The 17,233-nt window shown below is 58.4% G+C and carries 17 protein-coding genes, 1 tRNA gene and 1 rRNA gene; 9 read left to right on the forward strand and 10 right to left on the reverse strand.

Translation table 11 applies throughout. The features are described from left to right. Positions 1-7: 7 nt before the first annotated feature. From C4J87_RS23135 to tyrS, 3 genes are all read right to left on the reverse strand, one after another. A tRNA-Ile gene (locus C4J87_RS23135) sits at positions 8-84 on the reverse strand. Positions 85-166: 82 nt separating this feature from the next. Continuing rightward, a 16S ribosomal RNA gene (locus C4J87_RS23140) occupies positions 167-1,703 on the reverse strand. Between the two features lie 497 nt (positions 1,704-2,200). Then, a complete protein-coding gene (tyrS, locus tag C4J87_RS23150) occupies positions 2,201-3,400 on the reverse strand; it encodes a tyrosine--tRNA ligase (protein WP_124368534.1) in 1,200 nt (399 codons plus the stop codon). 208 nt (positions 3,401-3,608) lie between these two features. On the opposite strand from tyrS, the gene C4J87_RS23160 reads away from it, so the two are divergent. Next, positions 3,609-5,021 carry a peptidoglycan DD-metalloendopeptidase family protein gene (locus C4J87_RS23160; protein ID WP_124369026.1) on the forward strand — a complete coding sequence of 471 codons (1,413 nt, stop codon included), beginning with the start codon at positions 3,609-3,611 and terminating at the stop codon, positions 5,019-5,021. A 3-nt stretch (positions 5,022-5,024) separates the two neighbouring features. Further along, positions 5,025-6,116: an anhydro-N-acetylmuramic acid kinase gene (locus C4J87_RS23165; RefSeq protein ID WP_124368535.1), complete on the forward strand. Its 1,092-nt coding sequence runs from the start codon at positions 5,025-5,027 to the stop codon at positions 6,114-6,116. A gap of 75 nt (positions 6,117-6,191) precedes the next feature. Here C4J87_RS23165 and erpA read toward each other — a convergent pair whose 3' ends face one another. Next, entirely contained in the window at positions 6,192-6,542 is a 351-nt protein-coding gene (gene erpA / locus C4J87_RS23170) for an iron-sulfur cluster insertion protein ErpA (RefSeq protein WP_003176443.1), read from the reverse strand. Between the two features lie 164 nt (positions 6,543-6,706). Then, positions 6,707-7,741 (reverse strand): N-acetyl-gamma-glutamyl-phosphate reductase, encoded by a 1,035-nt coding sequence (gene argC / locus C4J87_RS23175; protein ID WP_010206935.1) that lies wholly within the window; start codon positions 7,739-7,741, stop codon positions 6,707-6,709. Between the two features lie 135 nt (positions 7,742-7,876). On the opposite strand from argC, the gene hemJ reads away from it, so the two are divergent. The 6 genes from hemJ (at position 7,877) to coq7 (ending at position 12,290) form a co-directional block, all read left to right on the forward strand. Beyond that, positions 7,877-8,305, forward strand: a complete 429-nt coding sequence (gene hemJ, locus C4J87_RS23180; protein WP_124368536.1) for a protoporphyrinogen oxidase HemJ — start codon at positions 7,877-7,879, stop codon at positions 8,303-8,305. Between the two features lie 23 nt (positions 8,306-8,328). Further along, positions 8,329-9,291: a nitronate monooxygenase family protein gene (locus C4J87_RS23185; RefSeq protein ID WP_124368537.1), complete on the forward strand. Its 963-nt coding sequence runs from the start codon at positions 8,329-8,331 to the stop codon at positions 9,289-9,291. Positions 9,292-9,360: 69 nt separating this feature from the next. Then, positions 9,361-10,323, forward strand: a complete 963-nt coding sequence (locus tag C4J87_RS23190) for a DUF805 domain-containing protein (RefSeq protein ID WP_124368538.1) — start codon at positions 9,361-9,363, stop codon at positions 10,321-10,323. Positions 10,324-10,385: 62 nt separating this feature from the next. Continuing rightward, the gene (locus C4J87_RS23195; RefSeq protein ID WP_124368539.1) at positions 10,386-11,174 is read left to right on the forward strand and encodes an SDR family oxidoreductase; all 789 of its coding nucleotides are present in this window, start codon (positions 10,386-10,388) and stop codon (positions 11,172-11,174) included. Positions 11,175-11,219: 45 nt separating this feature from the next. Then, a complete protein-coding gene (locus C4J87_RS23200) occupies positions 11,220-11,558 on the forward strand; it encodes a histidine triad nucleotide-binding protein (RefSeq protein WP_124364626.1) in 339 nt (112 codons plus the stop codon). An 84-nt stretch (positions 11,559-11,642) separates the two neighbouring features. Next, positions 11,643-12,290 carry a 2-polyprenyl-3-methyl-6-methoxy-1,4-benzoquinone monooxygenase gene (gene coq7, locus C4J87_RS23205; protein WP_124364627.1) on the forward strand — a complete coding sequence of 216 codons (648 nt, stop codon included), beginning with the start codon at positions 11,643-11,645 and terminating at the stop codon, positions 12,288-12,290. A 141-nt stretch (positions 12,291-12,431) separates the two neighbouring features. Here coq7 and C4J87_RS23210 read toward each other — a convergent pair whose 3' ends face one another. Then, positions 12,432-12,854, reverse strand: coding sequence for an OsmC family protein (locus C4J87_RS23210; RefSeq protein WP_124364628.1), 423 nt, complete (start codon positions 12,852-12,854; stop codon positions 12,432-12,434). 245 nt (positions 12,855-13,099) lie between these two features. Between C4J87_RS23210 and crp the strand changes: the two genes are divergently transcribed. Continuing rightward, positions 13,100-13,744 carry a cAMP-activated global transcriptional regulator CRP gene (crp, locus tag C4J87_RS23215; protein ID WP_124364629.1) on the forward strand — a complete coding sequence of 215 codons (645 nt, stop codon included), beginning with the start codon at positions 13,100-13,102 and terminating at the stop codon, positions 13,742-13,744. Here the strand turns inward: crp and C4J87_RS23220 are convergent. The 4 genes from C4J87_RS23220 to C4J87_RS23235 all read right to left on the reverse strand — a co-directional run bounded on the left by C4J87_RS23220 (position 13,741) and on the right by C4J87_RS23235 (position 17,079). Beyond that, a complete protein-coding gene (locus tag C4J87_RS23220; RefSeq protein WP_124368540.1) occupies positions 13,741-14,436 on the reverse strand; it encodes a lipoate--protein ligase family protein in 696 nt (231 codons plus the stop codon). The genes crp and C4J87_RS23220 overlap by 4 nt on opposite strands. Positions 14,437-14,593: 157 nt before the next feature. After that, the gene (trpC, locus tag C4J87_RS23225; protein ID WP_124368541.1) at positions 14,594-15,430 is read right to left on the reverse strand and encodes an indole-3-glycerol phosphate synthase TrpC; all 837 of its coding nucleotides are present in this window, start codon (positions 15,428-15,430) and stop codon (positions 14,594-14,596) included. After that, positions 15,427-16,476, reverse strand: coding sequence for an anthranilate phosphoribosyltransferase (gene trpD, locus C4J87_RS23230; RefSeq protein ID WP_057723690.1), 1,050 nt, complete (start codon positions 16,474-16,476; stop codon positions 15,427-15,429). The genes trpC and trpD overlap by 4 nt, the downstream gene beginning before the upstream one ends. A 9-nt stretch (positions 16,477-16,485) precedes the next feature. Continuing rightward, on the reverse strand, positions 16,486-17,079 hold the full coding sequence (locus tag C4J87_RS23235; RefSeq protein ID WP_124368542.1) for an aminodeoxychorismate/anthranilate synthase component II: 594 nt from the start codon (positions 17,077-17,079) through the stop codon (positions 16,486-16,488). Between the last annotated feature and the right edge of the window lie 154 nt (positions 17,080-17,233).

Here is a 17,233-nt window from a genome sequence, read left to right on the forward strand (position 1 = left end):
ACAAAATTGGTGGGTCTGGGCAGATTCGAACTGCCGACCTCACCCTTATCAGGGGTGCGCTCTAACCAACTGAGCTACAGACCCAATTTCGGGCTGCTTCTTTTCGTCTTCTTCAATGAATCAAGCAATTCGTGTGGGAACTTATGGAGCAGCTGATGTCGTCGATTAAGGAGGTGATCCAGCCGCAGGTTCCCCTACGGCTACCTTGTTACGACTTCACCCCAGTCATGAATCACACCGTGGTAACCGTCCTCCCGAAGGTTAGACTAGCTACTTCTGGTGCAACCCACTCCCATGGTGTGACGGGCGGTGTGTACAAGGCCCGGGAACGTATTCACCGCGACATTCTGATTCGCGATTACTAGCGATTCCGACTTCACGCAGTCGAGTTGCAGACTGCGATCCGGACTACGATCGGTTTTCTGGGATTAGCTCCACCTCGCGGCTTGGCAACCCTCTGTACCGACCATTGTAGCACGTGTGTAGCCCAGGCCGTAAGGGCCATGATGACTTGACGTCATCCCCACCTTCCTCCGGTTTGTCACCGGCAGTCTCCTTAGAGTGCCCACCATAACGTGCTGGTAACTAAGGACAAGGGTTGCGCTCGTTACGGGACTTAACCCAACATCTCACGACACGAGCTGACGACAGCCATGCAGCACCTGTCTCAATGTTCCCGAAGGCACCAATCCATCTCTGGAAAGTTCATTGGATGTCAAGGCCTGGTAAGGTTCTTCGCGTTGCTTCGAATTAAACCACATGCTCCACCGCTTGTGCGGGCCCCCGTCAATTCATTTGAGTTTTAACCTTGCGGCCGTACTCCCCAGGCGGTCAACTTAATGCGTTAGCTGCGCCACTAAGAGCTCAAGGCTCCCAACGGCTAGTTGACATCGTTTACGGCGTGGACTACCAGGGTATCTAATCCTGTTTGCTCCCCACGCTTTCGCACCTCAGTGTCAGTGTTGGTCCAGGTGGTCGCCTTCGCCACTGGTGTTCCTTCCTATATCTACGCATTTCACCGCTACACAGGAAATTCCACCACCCTCTACCACACTCTAGTCAGTCAGTTTTGAATGCAGTTCCCAGGTTGAGCCCGGGGATTTCACATCCAACTTAACAAACCACCTACGCGCGCTTTACGCCCAGTAATTCCGATTAACGCTTGCACCCTCTGTATTACCGCGGCTGCTGGCACAGAGTTAGCCGGTGCTTATTCTGTCGGTAACGTCAAAACAATCACGTATTAGGTAACTGCCCTTCCTCCCAACTTAAAGTGCTTTACAATCCGAAGACCTTCTTCACACACGCGGCATGGCTGGATCAGGCTTTCGCCCATTGTCCAATATTCCCCACTGCTGCCTCCCGTAGGAGTCTGGACCGTGTCTCAGTTCCAGTGTGACTGATCATCCTCTCAGACCAGTTACGGATCGTCGCCTTGGTGAGCCATTACCTCACCAACTAGCTAATCCGACCTAGGCTCATCTGATAGCGCAAGGCCCGAAGGTCCCCTGCTTTCTCCCGTAGGACGTATGCGGTATTAGCGTCCGTTTCCGAACGTTATCCCCCACTACCAGGCAGATTCCTAGGCATTACTCACCCGTCCGCCGCTCTCAAGAGAAGCAAGCTTCTCTCTACCGCTCGACTTGCATGTGTTAGGCCTGCCGCCAGCGTTCAATCTGAGCCATGATCAAACTCTTCAGTTCAAACATCTTTGGGTTTTTAAGAAACCCTAAACTTGGCTCAGCAATCGTTGGTTACATCTTTGATTTCTCGCGGAGTAACTTGTGATGCTGATAATCTTGTTGACTATCAGTCTGACTCCACAAGCACCCACACGAATTGCTTGATTCAGTTGTTAAAGAGCGGTTGGTTAAGAGCTATTCGTCTCAACCGAGGCGCGCATTCTACAGCAGCCTCATTTGCTGTCAAGCGGTTATTTTCAGAAGTTTTCGAAGATTTCTTCAACAACTTCAACCACTTGCGCTTGCGATCTCTCGTAAGCGGGAGGCGAATTCTACAGCGTTACACGCTGCTGTCAACACCTCTTTTTCAACTTCCTTTTGGCTTCGATGGACTGAAGCAACCTGCTGCCGAAAACTACTTAACTCATTGTTTACCAAGGAGTTTTCCGTTTCGACTGCGCCGGAAGTGGGGCGAATTATAGAGCGATATAATTCGCCGTCAAGCCCTAATTAACGACTTATTCGGATTTGAGCGTGATACGCGCAAATGCCTTCTTTCCCGCCTGGCAAACGTGAGTCGCGCCCAGCACGTATATAAAGGTGCGATCAACCACCTCACCATCTATACGCACACCGCCCGAACCGAGAAGGTCACGGGCAACCGCTGAGTTCTTCACCAGGCCCGCCTTATTAAGGACAGCTGCGATAGGCATCGCCTCGGCCGCCGTCAACTCGATCTCCGGCAGATCGTCCGGCAACTCGCCATCCTTCATGCGATTGCCCGCCGCACGGTGAGCATTGGCCGCAGCCTCTTCACCATGAAAGCGCGCCACGATCTCTTCGGCCAGCTTGATCTTCACATCACGCGGGTTTGCACCTGCCTCCACATCAGCACGCAACGCATTGATCTCATCCATCGAGCGGAAGCTCAGCAACTCGAAGTAACGCCACATCAACGAATCCGGAATGGAAACCAGCTTGCCGTACATCACGCCCGGCGCTTCCTGGATGCCGACATAGTTGCCCAGCGACTTGGACATCTTCTTGACGCCGTCCAACCCCTCCAGCAACGGCATGGTCAAAATGCACTGAGCTTCCTGCCCATAGGCACGCTGCAGCTCACGCCCCATCAACAGGTTGAACTTCTGATCCGTCCCGCCCAGCTCGACATCCGCACGCAACGCCACCGAGTCATACCCCTGGACCAACGGGTAAAGAAACTCATGGATAGCGATCGGCTGATTGGTGGAATAGCGCTTGTCGAAGTCATCGCGCTCGAGCATGCGCGCGACGGTGTATTGCGACGTCAGGCGGATGAAGTCCGCCGGCCCCATCTGGTCCATCCAGGTGGAGTTGAATGCCACCTCGGTTTTGGCCGGATCAAGGATTTTGAATACCTGGGTCTTGTAGGTCTCGGCATTGTCGAGCACTTGCTCGCGAGTCAGCGGCGGACGCGTTGCGCTCTTGCCGCTCGGGTCGCCGATCATCCCGGTGAAGTCACCGATAAGGAAGATGACTTGATGACCCAGCTCCTGAAACTGACGCAGCTTATTAATAAGCACGGTATGGCCAAGGTGCAGATCCGGCGCGGTTGGGTCAAAGCCGGCCTTAATACGCAGGGGCTGGCCACGCTTGAGCTTTTCGACCAGCTCAGCTTCGACCAACAGTTCTTCCGCACCACGTTTTATCAGCGCTAGCTGCTCTTCAACCGACTTCATAACAGACCCGCAAGGCTCAGATTCAAAAGGGAACCAACCATACAAGATCAGGGACTAATTACAAGTTTTGCCCTGCGCACGGACACCATTGCGCAAGCCCAGCGTTCGCGAGCTTGCGCCACAGATGATTTGGTTATATTTTATACAGTTATTTCATCTTCATCATGTCATTCATCTTTTCCATTTCATCTTCAAAGTCAAAATACCTATGACCACTGAACCGTCTAAAGCGCCGCCGCTTTACCCGAAGACCCACCTGCTCGCCGCAAGTGGTATCGCCGCCCTTCTCAGCCTGGCACTCCTGGTATTCCCTTCCAGTGACGTAGAAGCCAAACGAACATCCCTAAGCCTCGACCTGGAAAGCCCTGTTGAGCAACTGACACAAGATCAAGACGCTTCCGACGCTCAACAAGCCACAAATACCCCTGCTGAGTCTCCGTTCGCACAGATTGAAAACACGCCCGAAGAGACTCAGGAAGCCGCCCAGGAAAAGCCCGCAGCAGTTGCAGCCAAGAGTCCTCAGCACCGCGAAGTGATCGTGAGTAAAGGCGACACACTGTCAACGCTGTTCGAAAAGGTTGGATTGCCTGCCGCCACCGTCAATGACGTCCTGGCCACCGATAAGCAAGCCAAGCAATTCACCCAGCTCAAACATGGGCAGAAGCTTGAGTTCGAACTGACGCCCGATGGCCAGTTGAACAACCTGCACACCAATATCAATGACCTGGAAAGCATCAGCCTGAGCAAAGGCGCAAAGGGTTTTGCCTTCAATCGCATTACCACCAAACCGGTCATGCGCTCTGCCTACGTACACGGCGTGATCAATAGCTCGCTGTCGCAATCCGCCGCCCGGGCGGGCCTGTCCCACAGCATGACCATGGACATGGCCAGCGTATTTGGCTACGACATCGACTTCGCCCAGGACATTCGCCAGGGTGACGAATTCGATGTGATCTACGAGCAGAAAGTTGCCAACGGCAAGGTGGTCGGCACTGGCAACATCCTGTCTGCACGCTTTACCAACCGCGGCAAAACCTACACCGCAGTGCGCTATACCAACAAACAGGGCAATACCAGTTACTACACCGCAGATGGCAACAGCATGCGCAAGGCGTTCATCCGTACACCGGTGGACTTCGCTCGTATTAGCTCGCGTTTCTCCATGGGTCGCAAGCATCCAATTCTGAACAAAATCCGCGCTCACAAAGGTGTCGACTATGCCGCTCCCCGTGGCACGCCAATCAAGGCAGCTGGCGACGGTAAGGTTCTGTTGGCCGGGCGTCGTGGTGGTTACGGCAACACGGTGATCATCCAGCACGGCAACACCTACCGTACGCTGTATGGCCACATGCAAGGGTTTGCCAAGGGCGTCAAAACCGGTGGCAACGTGAAGCAGGGGCAAGTGATCGGTTACATCGGCACGACCGGCCTGTCCACCGGGCCACACTTGCATTATGAATTCCAGGTCAACGGGGTACACGTAGATCCATTGGGCCAAAAACTGCCAATGGCCGACCCGATCGCCAAAGCAGAACGCGCGCGCTTCATGCAACAAAGCCAGCCGCTGATGGCCCGCATGGATCAGGAGCGCTCCACCCTGCTGGCTTCGGCGAAGCGTTAAGGCATGCCGCGTTATATCGGTGTGATGTCCGGGACCAGCCTCGATGGCCTGGATATCGCCCTTATCGAACAAGATTCGGCGATCAGTCTGATCGCTACCCATTACATCCCCATGCCTGCCCCTCTGCGCGCCGAGCTGCTAAGCCTGTGCGCCAGCGGCCCGGATGAGATCGCCCGTTCGGCAATCGCCCAGCAATCCTGGGTGACACTCGCCGCTCAAGGCATCCACACTTTGCTGGACCAGCAAAACCTCACACCCCAGGACATCCGTGCGATTGGCAGCCACGGGCAGACCATCCGCCATGAACCTTCCCGAGGTTTTACGGTACAGATCGGCAATCCTGCGTTGCTCACCGAGCTGACTGGCATCACGGTGGTCAGTGACTTCCGCAGCCGCGACGTTGCCGCAGGCGGTCAGGGCGCACCCTTGGTACCTGCCTTCCACGAGGCGCTGTTCGGTGAAAGTACCGGCAAGCGTGCGGTGTTGAATGTCGGCGGTTTCAGCAACCTGAGCCTGATAGAAACCGGCAGGCCGGTATCGGGCTTCGACTGCGGCCCGGGTAATGTCTTGCTGGACGCGTGGATTCATCATCAACGTGGCGAACACTTTGATCGTAACGGGCAATGGGCAGCCAGCGGCAAGGTTCAGCCGCAGTTACTCAACACGCTGCTCAGCGACCCTTTTTTCGCGACCAAAGGCCCGAAAAGTACCGGCCGGGAAGTTTTCAACCTGCGTTGGCTGCAGCAACATCTCGACGGGCTGCCAGCGTTTCTTCCCGAGGACGTGCAAGCCACCTTGCTGGAGCTGACCAGCCTGACCATCGTCGAATCTCTGCAAAGCGCCCAACCTCAGACAGAAACCCTGTTGATATGCGGCGGCGGCGCCCACAACGGAACGCTGATGAATCGATTGGCCGCGCTGCTACCGTCCACACAGGTCAGTAGCACCGCGCTCTATGGCGTAGACCCCGACTGGGTGGAAGCCATGGCCTTCGCCTGGCTGGCCCATTGCTGCCTGGAAGGCATCGCCGCGAACCGCCCTAGCGTCACGGGTGCTCGCGGGCTGCGCGTGCTGGGCGCGATCTACCCGGCCTGATCGCCAGGCAGCAAAACGCCGCTTGGCCGATCAAAGCCAAGCGGCGTTTTTTTATGCGTGCAAATCAGGCTTCGATCAGATCGAGAACGACGACCCGCAACCACAGGTCGTCGTAGCATTAGGGTTCTTGATCACGAAACGCGACCCCTCGAGCCCTTCCTGGTAATCCACTTCAGCACCCGCCAGGTACTGGAAGCTCATCGGATCAACGACCAGGCTCACGCCCTCGCGCTCAACGATGGTGTCGTCATCGGCCACATCTTCATCGAAGGTAAAACCGTACTGAAACCCTGAACAACCGCCGCCCGTAACGAATACGCGCAGCTTCAAGCGATCATTACCCTCTTCATCGACCAGGCTCTTCACCTTGTGCGCAGCACCGTGGGTGAATTGCAAAGCCGTGGGGGTGAAGGATTCAACGCTCATGCTGATAATCTCCCGGCGTAGCGCCGCCATATGCGTAATGGCCGGTATTATCCGCTTCTCCTAGAAAAGCGGTCAACTATTGTTACGGTATATCAATCTGCGTTGCACCCCGTAAAAATACAAAAGGCCCGACTTACGGGCCTTTTGCGCATCAGGGCGACGCCTTAAGGCAACATGCCCGCATGGGACAAGCCCAACTTCTCATCCAGACCAAACAGGATGTTCATGTTCTGCACCGCCTGGCCCGATGCGCCCTTGACCAGGTTATCGATCACCGACAGCACCACCACCAGGTCGCCATCCTGCGGACGATGCACCGCAATCCGGCACACGTTGGCGCCCCGCACGCTACGGGTTTCCGGATGGCTGCCCGCCGGCATCACATCGACGAACGGTTCGTTGGCATAACGCTTTTCGAACAATGCCTGCAGGTCTACCGAGCGATCGACAACGGTCGCGTATAACGTGGAGTGGATCCCACGGATCATCGGCGTCAGATGCGGTACGAAGGTCAGGCCCACATCCTTACCCGCAGCACGGCGCAACCCCTGGCGAATTTCAGGCAGGTGACGATGCCCTTTGACTGCATAGGCTTTCATGCTTTCCGAGGTTTCGGAGTACAGCGAGCCCACTGCAGCTCCACGACCAGCACCGCTGACGCCCGACTTGCAGTCCGCGATCAGACGCGAGGCATCCGCCAAGCCGGCTTCCAGCAGCGGCAGGAAACCCAGCTGGGTCGCAGTCGGATAGCAACCCGGCACCGCGATCAGGCGGGCCTGCTTGATCTGCTCACGATTGACTTCCGGCAAGCCGTACACCGCCTCCTCCAGTAACTCTGGCGCGCCGTGGGGCTGGCCGTACCACTTGGCCCACTCATCGGCATCTTGCAAGCGGAAGTCCGCCGACAGATCGATAACCTTGGTGCCCGCCGCCAATAGCTCGCCGGCCAATGCGTGCGCAACCCCGTGAGGCGTGGCGAAGAACACCACATCACAGGCGCCCAACGTCTTGATGTCCGGCACACTGAAGGCCAAGCCGTCGTAGTGGCCTCGCAGGTTGGGGTACATATCGGCCACGGCCAGGCCAGCCTCGGAGCGTGAAGTGATGACCACCACCTCAGCCTGCGGATGCTGAGCCAACAGACGCAGCAATTCGACACCGGTGTAACCCGTGCCGCCGACGATACCGACCTTGACCATAAACCTGCCCTCAACGAACCCACTGGAAAGCCGTCGATAATAGGGGCCGTATCGCCCTGCGACAACCGCCAACGTGACGTACGGGCGCATGAGCTACTACTATCTTCGCTACCGTGAACCTGGGAATTACTGAAAATGCTCTATCTATGGGTCAAAGCCTTCCATATCGTCAGCATCGTCTGCTGGTTTGCCGGGCTGTTCTACCTGCCACGCCTGTTTGTCTACCACGCCCAAAGTGAAGACACCGTCAGCAAGGAGCGCTTCAGCGTCATGGAGCGCAAGCTGTACCGGGGCATCATGGGCCCGGCGATGGTTGCCACGCTGGTCTTCGGCATCTGGTTGCTGGTGCTCAACCCCGGTATCTTCCAATCGGGCGCGTGGATCCACGCCAAACTCACCCTGGTCGTCCTGCTGATCGGCTACCACCACATGTGCGGCGCGCAGGTAAAACGCTTCGCCCGTGGCGAAAACACCCGCAGCCATGTCTTTTATCGCTGGTTCAATGAAGTGCCCGTTCTGATATTGCTGGCGGTCGTAATTCTGGTCGTGGTCAAACCGTTTTAACGTCATTACCCGGGGAACCTCCAATGTCGCTGCCCGCCCTGCTTGAACAACGTCTGCGCCTGCCTGTGGTGGCTGCGCCGATGTTCCTGATTTCCAACCCGCAACTGGTGCTGGCCTGCTGCCGCAACGGGGTCGTCGGCAGTTTCCCGGCGCTCAATCAACGCGAAAGCAGCGGTTTCAAGGCCTGGCTGGAGGAAATCGAAGCCGGCCTGGCGCTGTTGGATAACCCGGCGCCCTATGCCGTCAACCTGATCGTGCACAACAGTAACCCACGACTGGCGGCCGACCTGGCGATCTGCGTCGAGCACAAAGTGCCCATCGTTATCACCAGCCTCGGTGCGGTGAAGGAACTGGTCGATGCCGTGCACAGCTACGGCGGCCTGGTGTTTCATGACGTAACTACTCGTCGCCATGCCGAAAAAGCCGCTGAAGCGGGCGTCGACGGCCTGATCGCGGTCGCCGCCGGCGCGGGCGGTCACGCCGGCATCTGGAGCCCGTTCGCGCTGATTGCCGAAATACGCCAGTTCTTCGACAAAACCCTGTTGCTGGCCGGCTGTCTCAACCACGGTCGGGAGATTCTCGCCGCCCAAGTGCTTGGCGCAGACCTGGCGTATTTCGGCACGCGCTTTATCGGCACCACCGAAAGCCACGCCCCGGATGCGTATAAAGAGATGCTGCTCACAGCGCGCGCCGCCGACATCGTGCACACTCCGGCTGTTTCCGGCGTACCTGCAAGCTTTATGCGCCAGAGCCTGGAAAACGCCGGTTTTGATCTCGCTGCCCTTCAAGGCAAAGGTGAGGTCAACCTCGGCTCCAAGCTCAAACCGTTGAGCGATGAGGCCAAAGCATGGAAGACTGTATGGTCTGCCGGCCAAGGCGTCGGTGAGATCAATGATTTGCCGAGCGTGGATGAACTCGTCGCGCGACTGGACGCGCAATACCGCCAGGCACGCGAAAACGCGGCACAATTGCGCTGGCCACGTTGAACCTAATACCAGGCCTGCCAATTGGGCAGCCTGCATACCCTCCCCTGATCAAGTGACAAGGATGCCCGCATGAGCGACAGCCGTTTCAAGATTGTGTTCGACGGAGCCTTGCGCCCGGGTGTCGAAAGCACCACCGCCAAACTGAACCTCGCCGAGCTGTTCAAGAGCGATGTCGAAGCGATCGAAAAGCTTTTCACCGGCCGCCCGGTCGCGCTCAAGCGCGATCTGTCCCGCGCCGATGCCGACACCTACCTCACCGCCTTGCAAAACGCCGGGGTCGAGGCACGTATCGAAGCCGAACAACCCGTAGCTTTCAGCCTTGCCGAAACCCACGAAACAGGCGCATCGGCCTCGGACTTCTCGCACACCGCCGCATCGCCTTACGCACCGCCACGCGCTGCGGTCGGTGATAACTTGCCGGAGTACGCCACGCTCAAGGTCTTCACTATCCACGGGCGTATCGGTCGCCTGCGCTATCTCGCCTGGACGCTGGCACTGACCGTCGCGATGCTTGTGGCTGCAGGCATCATCAGCACCGTGGGTTTCGCGGTGGCCACTGCCTCGCCAACGATCGCGATCATTCTCGGTTCGCTGCTGGGCTTTGCACTGTTCGTTGCGCTCGTCGTGGTAAGCGTGCAAATCGGCGTGCAGCGCCTGCACGACCTGGGCTGGTCTGGCTGGCTGTATTTGCTGAACCTGGTTCCGCTGGTGAACAGCGTGTTCCCTCTGCTGCTGCTGGTACTGCCGGGTAACACTGGCGCCAACCAGTACGGTGCGCCCCCACCGCGCAACTCCACAGCGGTTAAAATCCTGGCTTCGTTGTGGCTGGCGTTTATCCCGTTGATGCTCATCGTCGTGGTCACCCTGGGCATGAACGGCTACCTGGACCAACTCGAAGCCAACATGGGCAGCAGCTATGAAAGCAGCTCCCTGAGCACCGATGAAGATGCCGACCAAAGCGTCATCGGTGATGAAGACGCCGCGCAAAGTGCTGACGACGCGGCCGAACCTGTAGACTCTCCAGAACAGTGAAGAAACGCCCGCCGCCTGTGATGCCTCTGTCACAGGCCGGCGGCGTTGCGATGGAGAAAGGCATGACCCGTTACGCTCTGATCACCGGTGCCTCCAGCGGTATCGGCCTGGCTTTGGCCGAAGCCCTGGCCCGACGTGGCCGCAGCTTGATTCTGGTGGCCCGCCAGCGTGATCAGTTGGAAAGCATTGCGATCGAATTGACTCAGCGTTTCGGCGTCGAGGTGCTGTTTCGCGCCTGTGACCTTGGCGAGCCGCTGCGGTTGTCGGGTTTTTTGCTGGAACTCGAAGAAGGTGAGCGGCAGATCGACCTGCTGGTCAACTGCGCCGGTATCGGCACCAGCGGGCCGTTCCTGGCCCAGGACTGGATGACCGAGCAGGACCTGATCGAAGTCAACATCCTCGCCCTGACCCGCATGTGCCATGCGCTGGGCAATGCCATGGCGCTGCACGGCGGCGGGCAGATTCTCAACGTGGCCTCGGTCGCCGCCTTCCAGCCAGGCCCGTGGATGAGCAGCTACTACGCAAGCAAAGCCTATGTGCTGCATTTTTCCGAAGGCTTGCGCGAGGAACTGAAGACCTGTGGCATCAAGGTCTCGGTGCTGTGCCCAGGCCCTACGCGCACCGCCTTCTTCGGTACCGCGCAAATGGACACCGCAAAGCTCGACCGCAGCCAACAGTTGATGAGCCCCGAAGAAGTCGCGCTCTATACCGTGCGTGCGCTGGAAAAGAACAAGGCCATTATCATCCCCGGACGGCGCAACCGCTGGCTGGCATTCAGCCCACGTCTGAGCCCGCGCTGGCTGACCCGCAAAATTGCTGGCGCCATCAACAAGGCCTATTGCCCGCGTTGACCGCTTGAGTACACTCACCCTCACTTTCACCCTGGAGAAACAGCTGTGGATACTCTGTTCACCAAGATCATCAACCGGGAAATACCCGCGAACATCATCTATGAAGATGACCAGGTCCTGGCTTTCCACGACATCGCCCCACAGGCGCCGGTCCATTTTCTGGTTATCCCGAAAAAACCCATTCGCACCCTCAATGACCTGACCGAAGACGACAAAGCCCTGGCCGGCCATATCCTGTTCACCGCCCAGCGCCTGGCGGTGGAACTAGGCTGCGAAAAAGGCTTCCGCGTGGTGATGAACTGCAACGAAGACGGCGGGCAGACCGTTTACCACATTCATATGCATGTGCTGGGTCAGCGCCAGATGAACTGGCCGCCGGGCTGAGTTCGCAGGGGCAATTGACTCAGCGCAAACGCGCCGTCCTCTCTTGCGGTAAACTGGCCGCCGAGATTCTTCCCGGAGGTCAGCATGACTACCCAACGTCACTACTCGCCGATTGACCGTCTGTTGCTGCAAGCCGACACAGCCATGCGTACGCTGCTGCCGTTCAGCGGCCAACCGTACCGCCCGTCACCCGCCATCGTGCAGCCGGACGCACAGATGAGCGAGACCGAGACCCGCCATGTGGCCGGCCTGATGCGCATCAACCATACCGGTGAAGTCTGTGCCCAGGCGTTGTACCAGGGCCAGGCGCTGACCGCCAAGTTACCGCAGGTACGTGCAGCGATGGAGCACGCGGCCGAGGAAGAGATCGACCACCTGGCGTGGTGCGAACAACGCATTCGCCAGCTGGGCAGTCATCCCAGCGTGTTGAACCCGCTGTTCTACGGTTTGTCGTTCGGTATCGGTGCCGCTGCCGGCCTGATCAGTGACAAGGTCAGCCTCGGTTTTGTCGCAGCCACCGAACGCCAGGTCTGCAAGCACCTGGACGAACACCTTGAACAATTGCCGGCCGAGGACGAAAAGTCCCGGGCCATTCTTGAGCAGATGCGCATCGATGAAGAGCACCACGCTGAAAGCGCACTGGATGCCGGCGGCTTCCGCTTTCCTGCGCCGGTGAGATTCGGCATGAGCATGCTGGCCAAAGTCATGACCAAGAGCACCTACAGAATCTGAAGCATGAAGATCATTCCCACGCTCCGCGTGGGAATGCCACCCAGGACGCTCCGCGTCCCGCTTTCAGCGCAAAATCCGGCACCTGCGCAAGGGTGACGCGGAGCGTCACGAGATGCATTCCCACGCAGAGCGTGGGAACGATCAACCCAACTCGACGATTTCGTAATCATGGGTAATGGCCACACCGGCCGCGCCCAGCATGATCGACGCCGAGCAGTACTTCTCTGCCGACAGCTCGATGGCACGCTTGACCTGCGCTTCCTTCAGCGCGCGCCCCTTGACCACAAAATGCATATGGATCTTGGTAAACACCTTGGGATCTTCGGTTGCGCGTTCGGCCTCCAGAAAGGCTTCGCAGCTTTCCACGGCCTGACGGGATTTTTTCAGGATACTGACCACGTCGAAATTGCTGCAACCGCCGACACCCAGCAGCAACATTTCCATCGGGCGTACACCCAGGTTGCGGCCACCGGCTTCCGGCGGGCCGTCCATCACCACCACATGGCCACTGCCCGATTCACCGAGGAACATGGCTTCGCCCGCCCATTGGATGCGTGCCTTCATCGCCCAGACTCCACTGCTAAAAAAGGGTCGCCAGCTTAGCACAGGGCCCCGCAGCGGCAGCGCCCTGCAGGAAAACGATCAATAACAGCGTTTGCCGGTGAAATACGCTAATCGAGTCAGAATGTGTCTGGTAAGCTGGCGCCAAATCAATGGCGCATTGCCATCGTTTGTACAGCGTGTATCAATGCCGGTCGCGCTGATAAAAACAAATCCAACCACATCGTGCAGTTTTTCGGGATACAACCATGGTTGCTCTTACTCCCACACCCAAGATCAAGAACCTCGACAAGCTGCTGATGCATTGCCAGCGCCGGCGTCATCCGGCCAAGCACAACATCATCTGCGCGGGCGAGCGCTCCGAAACGCTGTTCTTCATTATCAAGGGCTCGGTCACCATCCTGATCGAGGACGAAGACGGTCGCGAAATGATCATCGCCTACCTCAATACCGGGGATTTCTTCGGCGAGCTGGGACTGTTCGAGCAGGCCGGCAAGGAGCAACAGCGCAGCGCTTGGGTGCGCACCAAGGTGGAGTGCGAAGTGGCTGAGATCAGCTATACGAAATTTCGCGAACTGGCCCAACATGATCCCGACATTCTGTATGCCCTGAGCGGGCAGATCGCCCAACGTCTGCGCGATACCACGCGCAAGGTCGGCGACCTGGCGTTCTTCGACGTGACCGGGCGTGTCGCTCGCTGCCTGCTGGAGCTGTGCAAGCAGCCAGACGCCATGACCCACCCCGACGGAATGCAGATCAAGGTCACGCGCCAGGAAATCGGGCGCATCGTGGGCTGTTCGCGGGAAATGGTGGGGCGTGTGCTCAAGGATCTGGAAGAGCGCAATCTGGTGCATGTCAAAGGCAAGACGATGGTGGTGTTCGGAACCCGTTAACCTGGCAGCAAGCCTGCCAACATCTGACGGTACAAGGTGTCGAGCCGGCTGAGCATGTCCGGCACGGGAAACACTTCATGCAGCGCAATATGGCTCTCGGCACGCACCCGCTGTTCCAGGCCACAGGCTTGATTGAAACGATTGACCGCCGCAACCAACTCATCGCGATCGTTATCCAGCAATAAAGCACCGTGCACCAACCCCACTGGGCGACCACCGCTCTGCCGCCAGCGTTGGGCCGTGCCGACCATTTTCCGGCCGTTGAGATTGACGTTGTAACGACCGTCGCAGAACGCGCCGTCAATTTCGCCAATAGACGCCTCGCCGCCCAATTCAAGCAGCACATCGCAGATCGGCTGGCACAGACGCTGGTAGCCGGTTTCGATGCGCCCTTGATCCCCCTCACTGCGCGGCGGCGCATAGACCAAGGCGATATTGACCGTGGCGGCCGACTGCGGCACCGGCTCACCGCCGGTTTCGCGCAACAGCACCGGCCAACCGGCCTCTGCCGAGACTCGGCTGGCCGCTTCAAAAGCCGGCAATCGGCTCAAACGGCGCGGCATGACCAAGGCTTGATCGTTGGGTTGCCAGAACAACAGCCCGTATTCCTGCTCACCTGCGCAGACGGCGGCCAGCAAATCCTGCTCGGCGGCAAGGCCTGCTTGCACCGTCATCGAAACCAGCTTAGTCATCAACATTGACCTATCTGAATAAGCACAAGACCAATGTGGGAGGGGGCTTGCTCCCGATGGCGGGGTATCAGTTGTGAATCAGTCAACCGACCACCGCTATCGGGAGCAAGCCCCCTCCCACACTTTTACTGCATTTCACATACCGACTGCGCCGGAATCAATCCAGTGTGGAACCGCTGACCGCCCCACCCCGCTCCGGGAAGAACAGACGCTGCAGTTCCGCCCCTGGGTTCTCGGCGCGCATGAACGTCTCGCCGACCAGGAACGAATACACCTCGCTGATCTCCATCAGCTCCACATCGGCACGGTTGACGATGCCGCTCTCGGTGATCACCAAGCGGTCACGGGGAATACGCGGCAGCAGGTCGAGGGTGGTTTCCAGGCTGACATCGAAGGTGTGCAGGTTACGGTTGTTGACCCCCACCAGCGGTGTGTCGAGGGTCTTCAGTGCACGCTCCAACTCGTCGCCGTCGTGCACTTCGACCAATACATCCAGGCCCACACTCTTGGCTACCGCTGCCAGCTCGGCCATCTTCACGTCATCCAGCGCGGAAACGATCAGCAGCACACAGTCGGCGCCCAGGGCGCGCGCTTCGACGATCTGGTAGGGATCAACCATGAAATCCTTGCGGATCACCGGCAATGTGCACGCGGCGCGCGCCTGCTGCAGGAACAGATCAGAACCCTGGAAGAAATCAACATCGGTCAGTACGGACAGGCACGTCGCCCCACCCTTTTCATAGCTGACGGCGATTTCCTGTGGCACGAAGTGCTCGCGGATCACGCCTTTGCTCGGTGAGGCCTTCTTGATCTCGGCGATCACCGCCGGCTGCTTCTTCTTGGCCTGTTCGAGCAAGGCCCTGGCAAACCCTCGTGGCGCATCAGCAGCTTTTGCCAGGGTTTCCAGCTCGGCCAGGCTCACACGGGCACGGCGCTCGGCGACTTCTTCAGCCTTGCGCACCAGGATTTTTTCCAGAACGGTCGGAACACTCATGCTTCATTCTCCATCTTGAATACGGCGGTGAATGCTCCGAGTTCTTCAAGTTTCTCGCGAGCCAGACCGGTGTGCAGCGCATCGTGGGCCAAGGCGACACCTTCCTTAAGACTATAGGCATGGTCGGCTGCGTAAAGTGCCGCGCCAGCATTGAGCACAATCATTTCCGCAGCTTTTTGACCGTTTTCGGTCTTGCGTCGCCCCAAGGCATCACGAATCAATTCAAGCGACGCCGCTGGGCTTTCCACCGCCAGGCCATGCAGGCTCTGGCTCTTCATGCCCAGGTCCTCAGGCTCGACCCAATATTCTGTAACCTGGTCGTTCTTCAACTCCGCCACGAAGGTCGGTGCCGCCAGGCTGAATTCGTCCAGGCCATCTTTGGAATGCACCACCAGCACATGCTTGCTGCCCAGCCGCTGCAGCACTTCGGCCAATGGCCGGCACAACGCTTGGCTGAATACACCGACGACTTGATGCTTCACACCGGCCGGATTCGTAAGCGGGCCGAGCATATTGAACAGGGTACGCAGGCCGAGGTCCTTGCGCGGGCCGGCCGCGTGTTTCATTGCACCGTGGTGAGACTGGGCAAACATGAAGCCGATGCCGACGCTGTCGATGCAGCGTGCCACCTGTACCGGCGTCAGGTTCAGGTAGATGCCGGCCGCTTCCAGCAGGTCCGCGCTGCCACTTTTACCGGACACCGCGCGGTTGCCGTGCTTGGCCACGGTGCAACCCGCTGCCGCGACCACGAACGAGGACGCCGTCGATACGTTGAAGATGTTCGCACCGTCGCCGCCGGTGCCGACCACATCGACCACGCCGTCGAGGGTCTTGAGTTCGACCTTGTCCGCCAGTTCACGCATCACCGATACGGCACCGACGATTTCGTCGATGCTTTCGCTCTTCATGCGCATGGCCATCATAAAGGCGCCGATCTGTGCGTCGGAGCACTGGCCGGTCATGATCTCGCGCATCACATCGCTCATTTCAGCGGTGCTCAGGTCCAGGTGACCGACGATACGGCCCAGGGCAGTCTTGATATCCATGGAAAGTCCTTAGCGCGTGCCGCCGCTCTGCTTGAGAAAATTGGCGAACAGCTCGTAGCCCTGCTCGGTCAGGATCGATTCAGGGTGAAACTGCACCCCTTCGATATTCAGTGTCTTGTGGCGCAGGCCCATGATCTCGTCGACCGAGCCGTCTTCCAGCTGGGTCCAGGCCGTCAGTTCCAGGCACTCGGGCAGGGTGTCGCGCTTGACCACCAACGAGTGATAACGGGTCACGGTCACGGGCAGGTTCAAGCCGTGGAACACGCCCAGATCCTTGTGGAATACCGGGCTGGTCTTGCCGTGCATCACCTGGCGCGCGCGCACCACGTCGCCGCCAAACGCCTGGCCAATGGACTGATGGCCCAGGCACACGCCAAGAATTGGCAGCTTGCCGGCAAAATACTGAATGGCTTCCAGGGAGATGCCCGCTTCGTTCGGTGTGCACGGGCCAGGCGAAACCACGATGCGTTCCGGATTCAGTGCGGCGATCTCGGCGACGGTCAGTTCGTCGTTGCGCACGACCGTGACCTCGGCACCCAGCTCGCCCAGGTACTGCACAACGTTGTAGGTAAAGGAATCGTAGTTATCAATCATCAGCAACATGTGGGTTCAAACCTCTTGAATTCACTGATTTCAAATGACCGCCTTCCAAGCGTGTGGCCCGCTGCCAGACGCACGTTCCGGTTGCCGGGGTGAACGGCAAGGGGCGTCAGACAAAAGTAAAAGAAGGCAAATCGGTACAGATCCGGCCAGGCCG

Origin of the sequence: Pseudomonas sp. R1-43-08 (genome assembly GCF_003852255.1) — a bacterium.
GTDB lineage: Bacteria > Pseudomonadota > Gammaproteobacteria > Pseudomonadales > Pseudomonadaceae > Aquipseudomonas.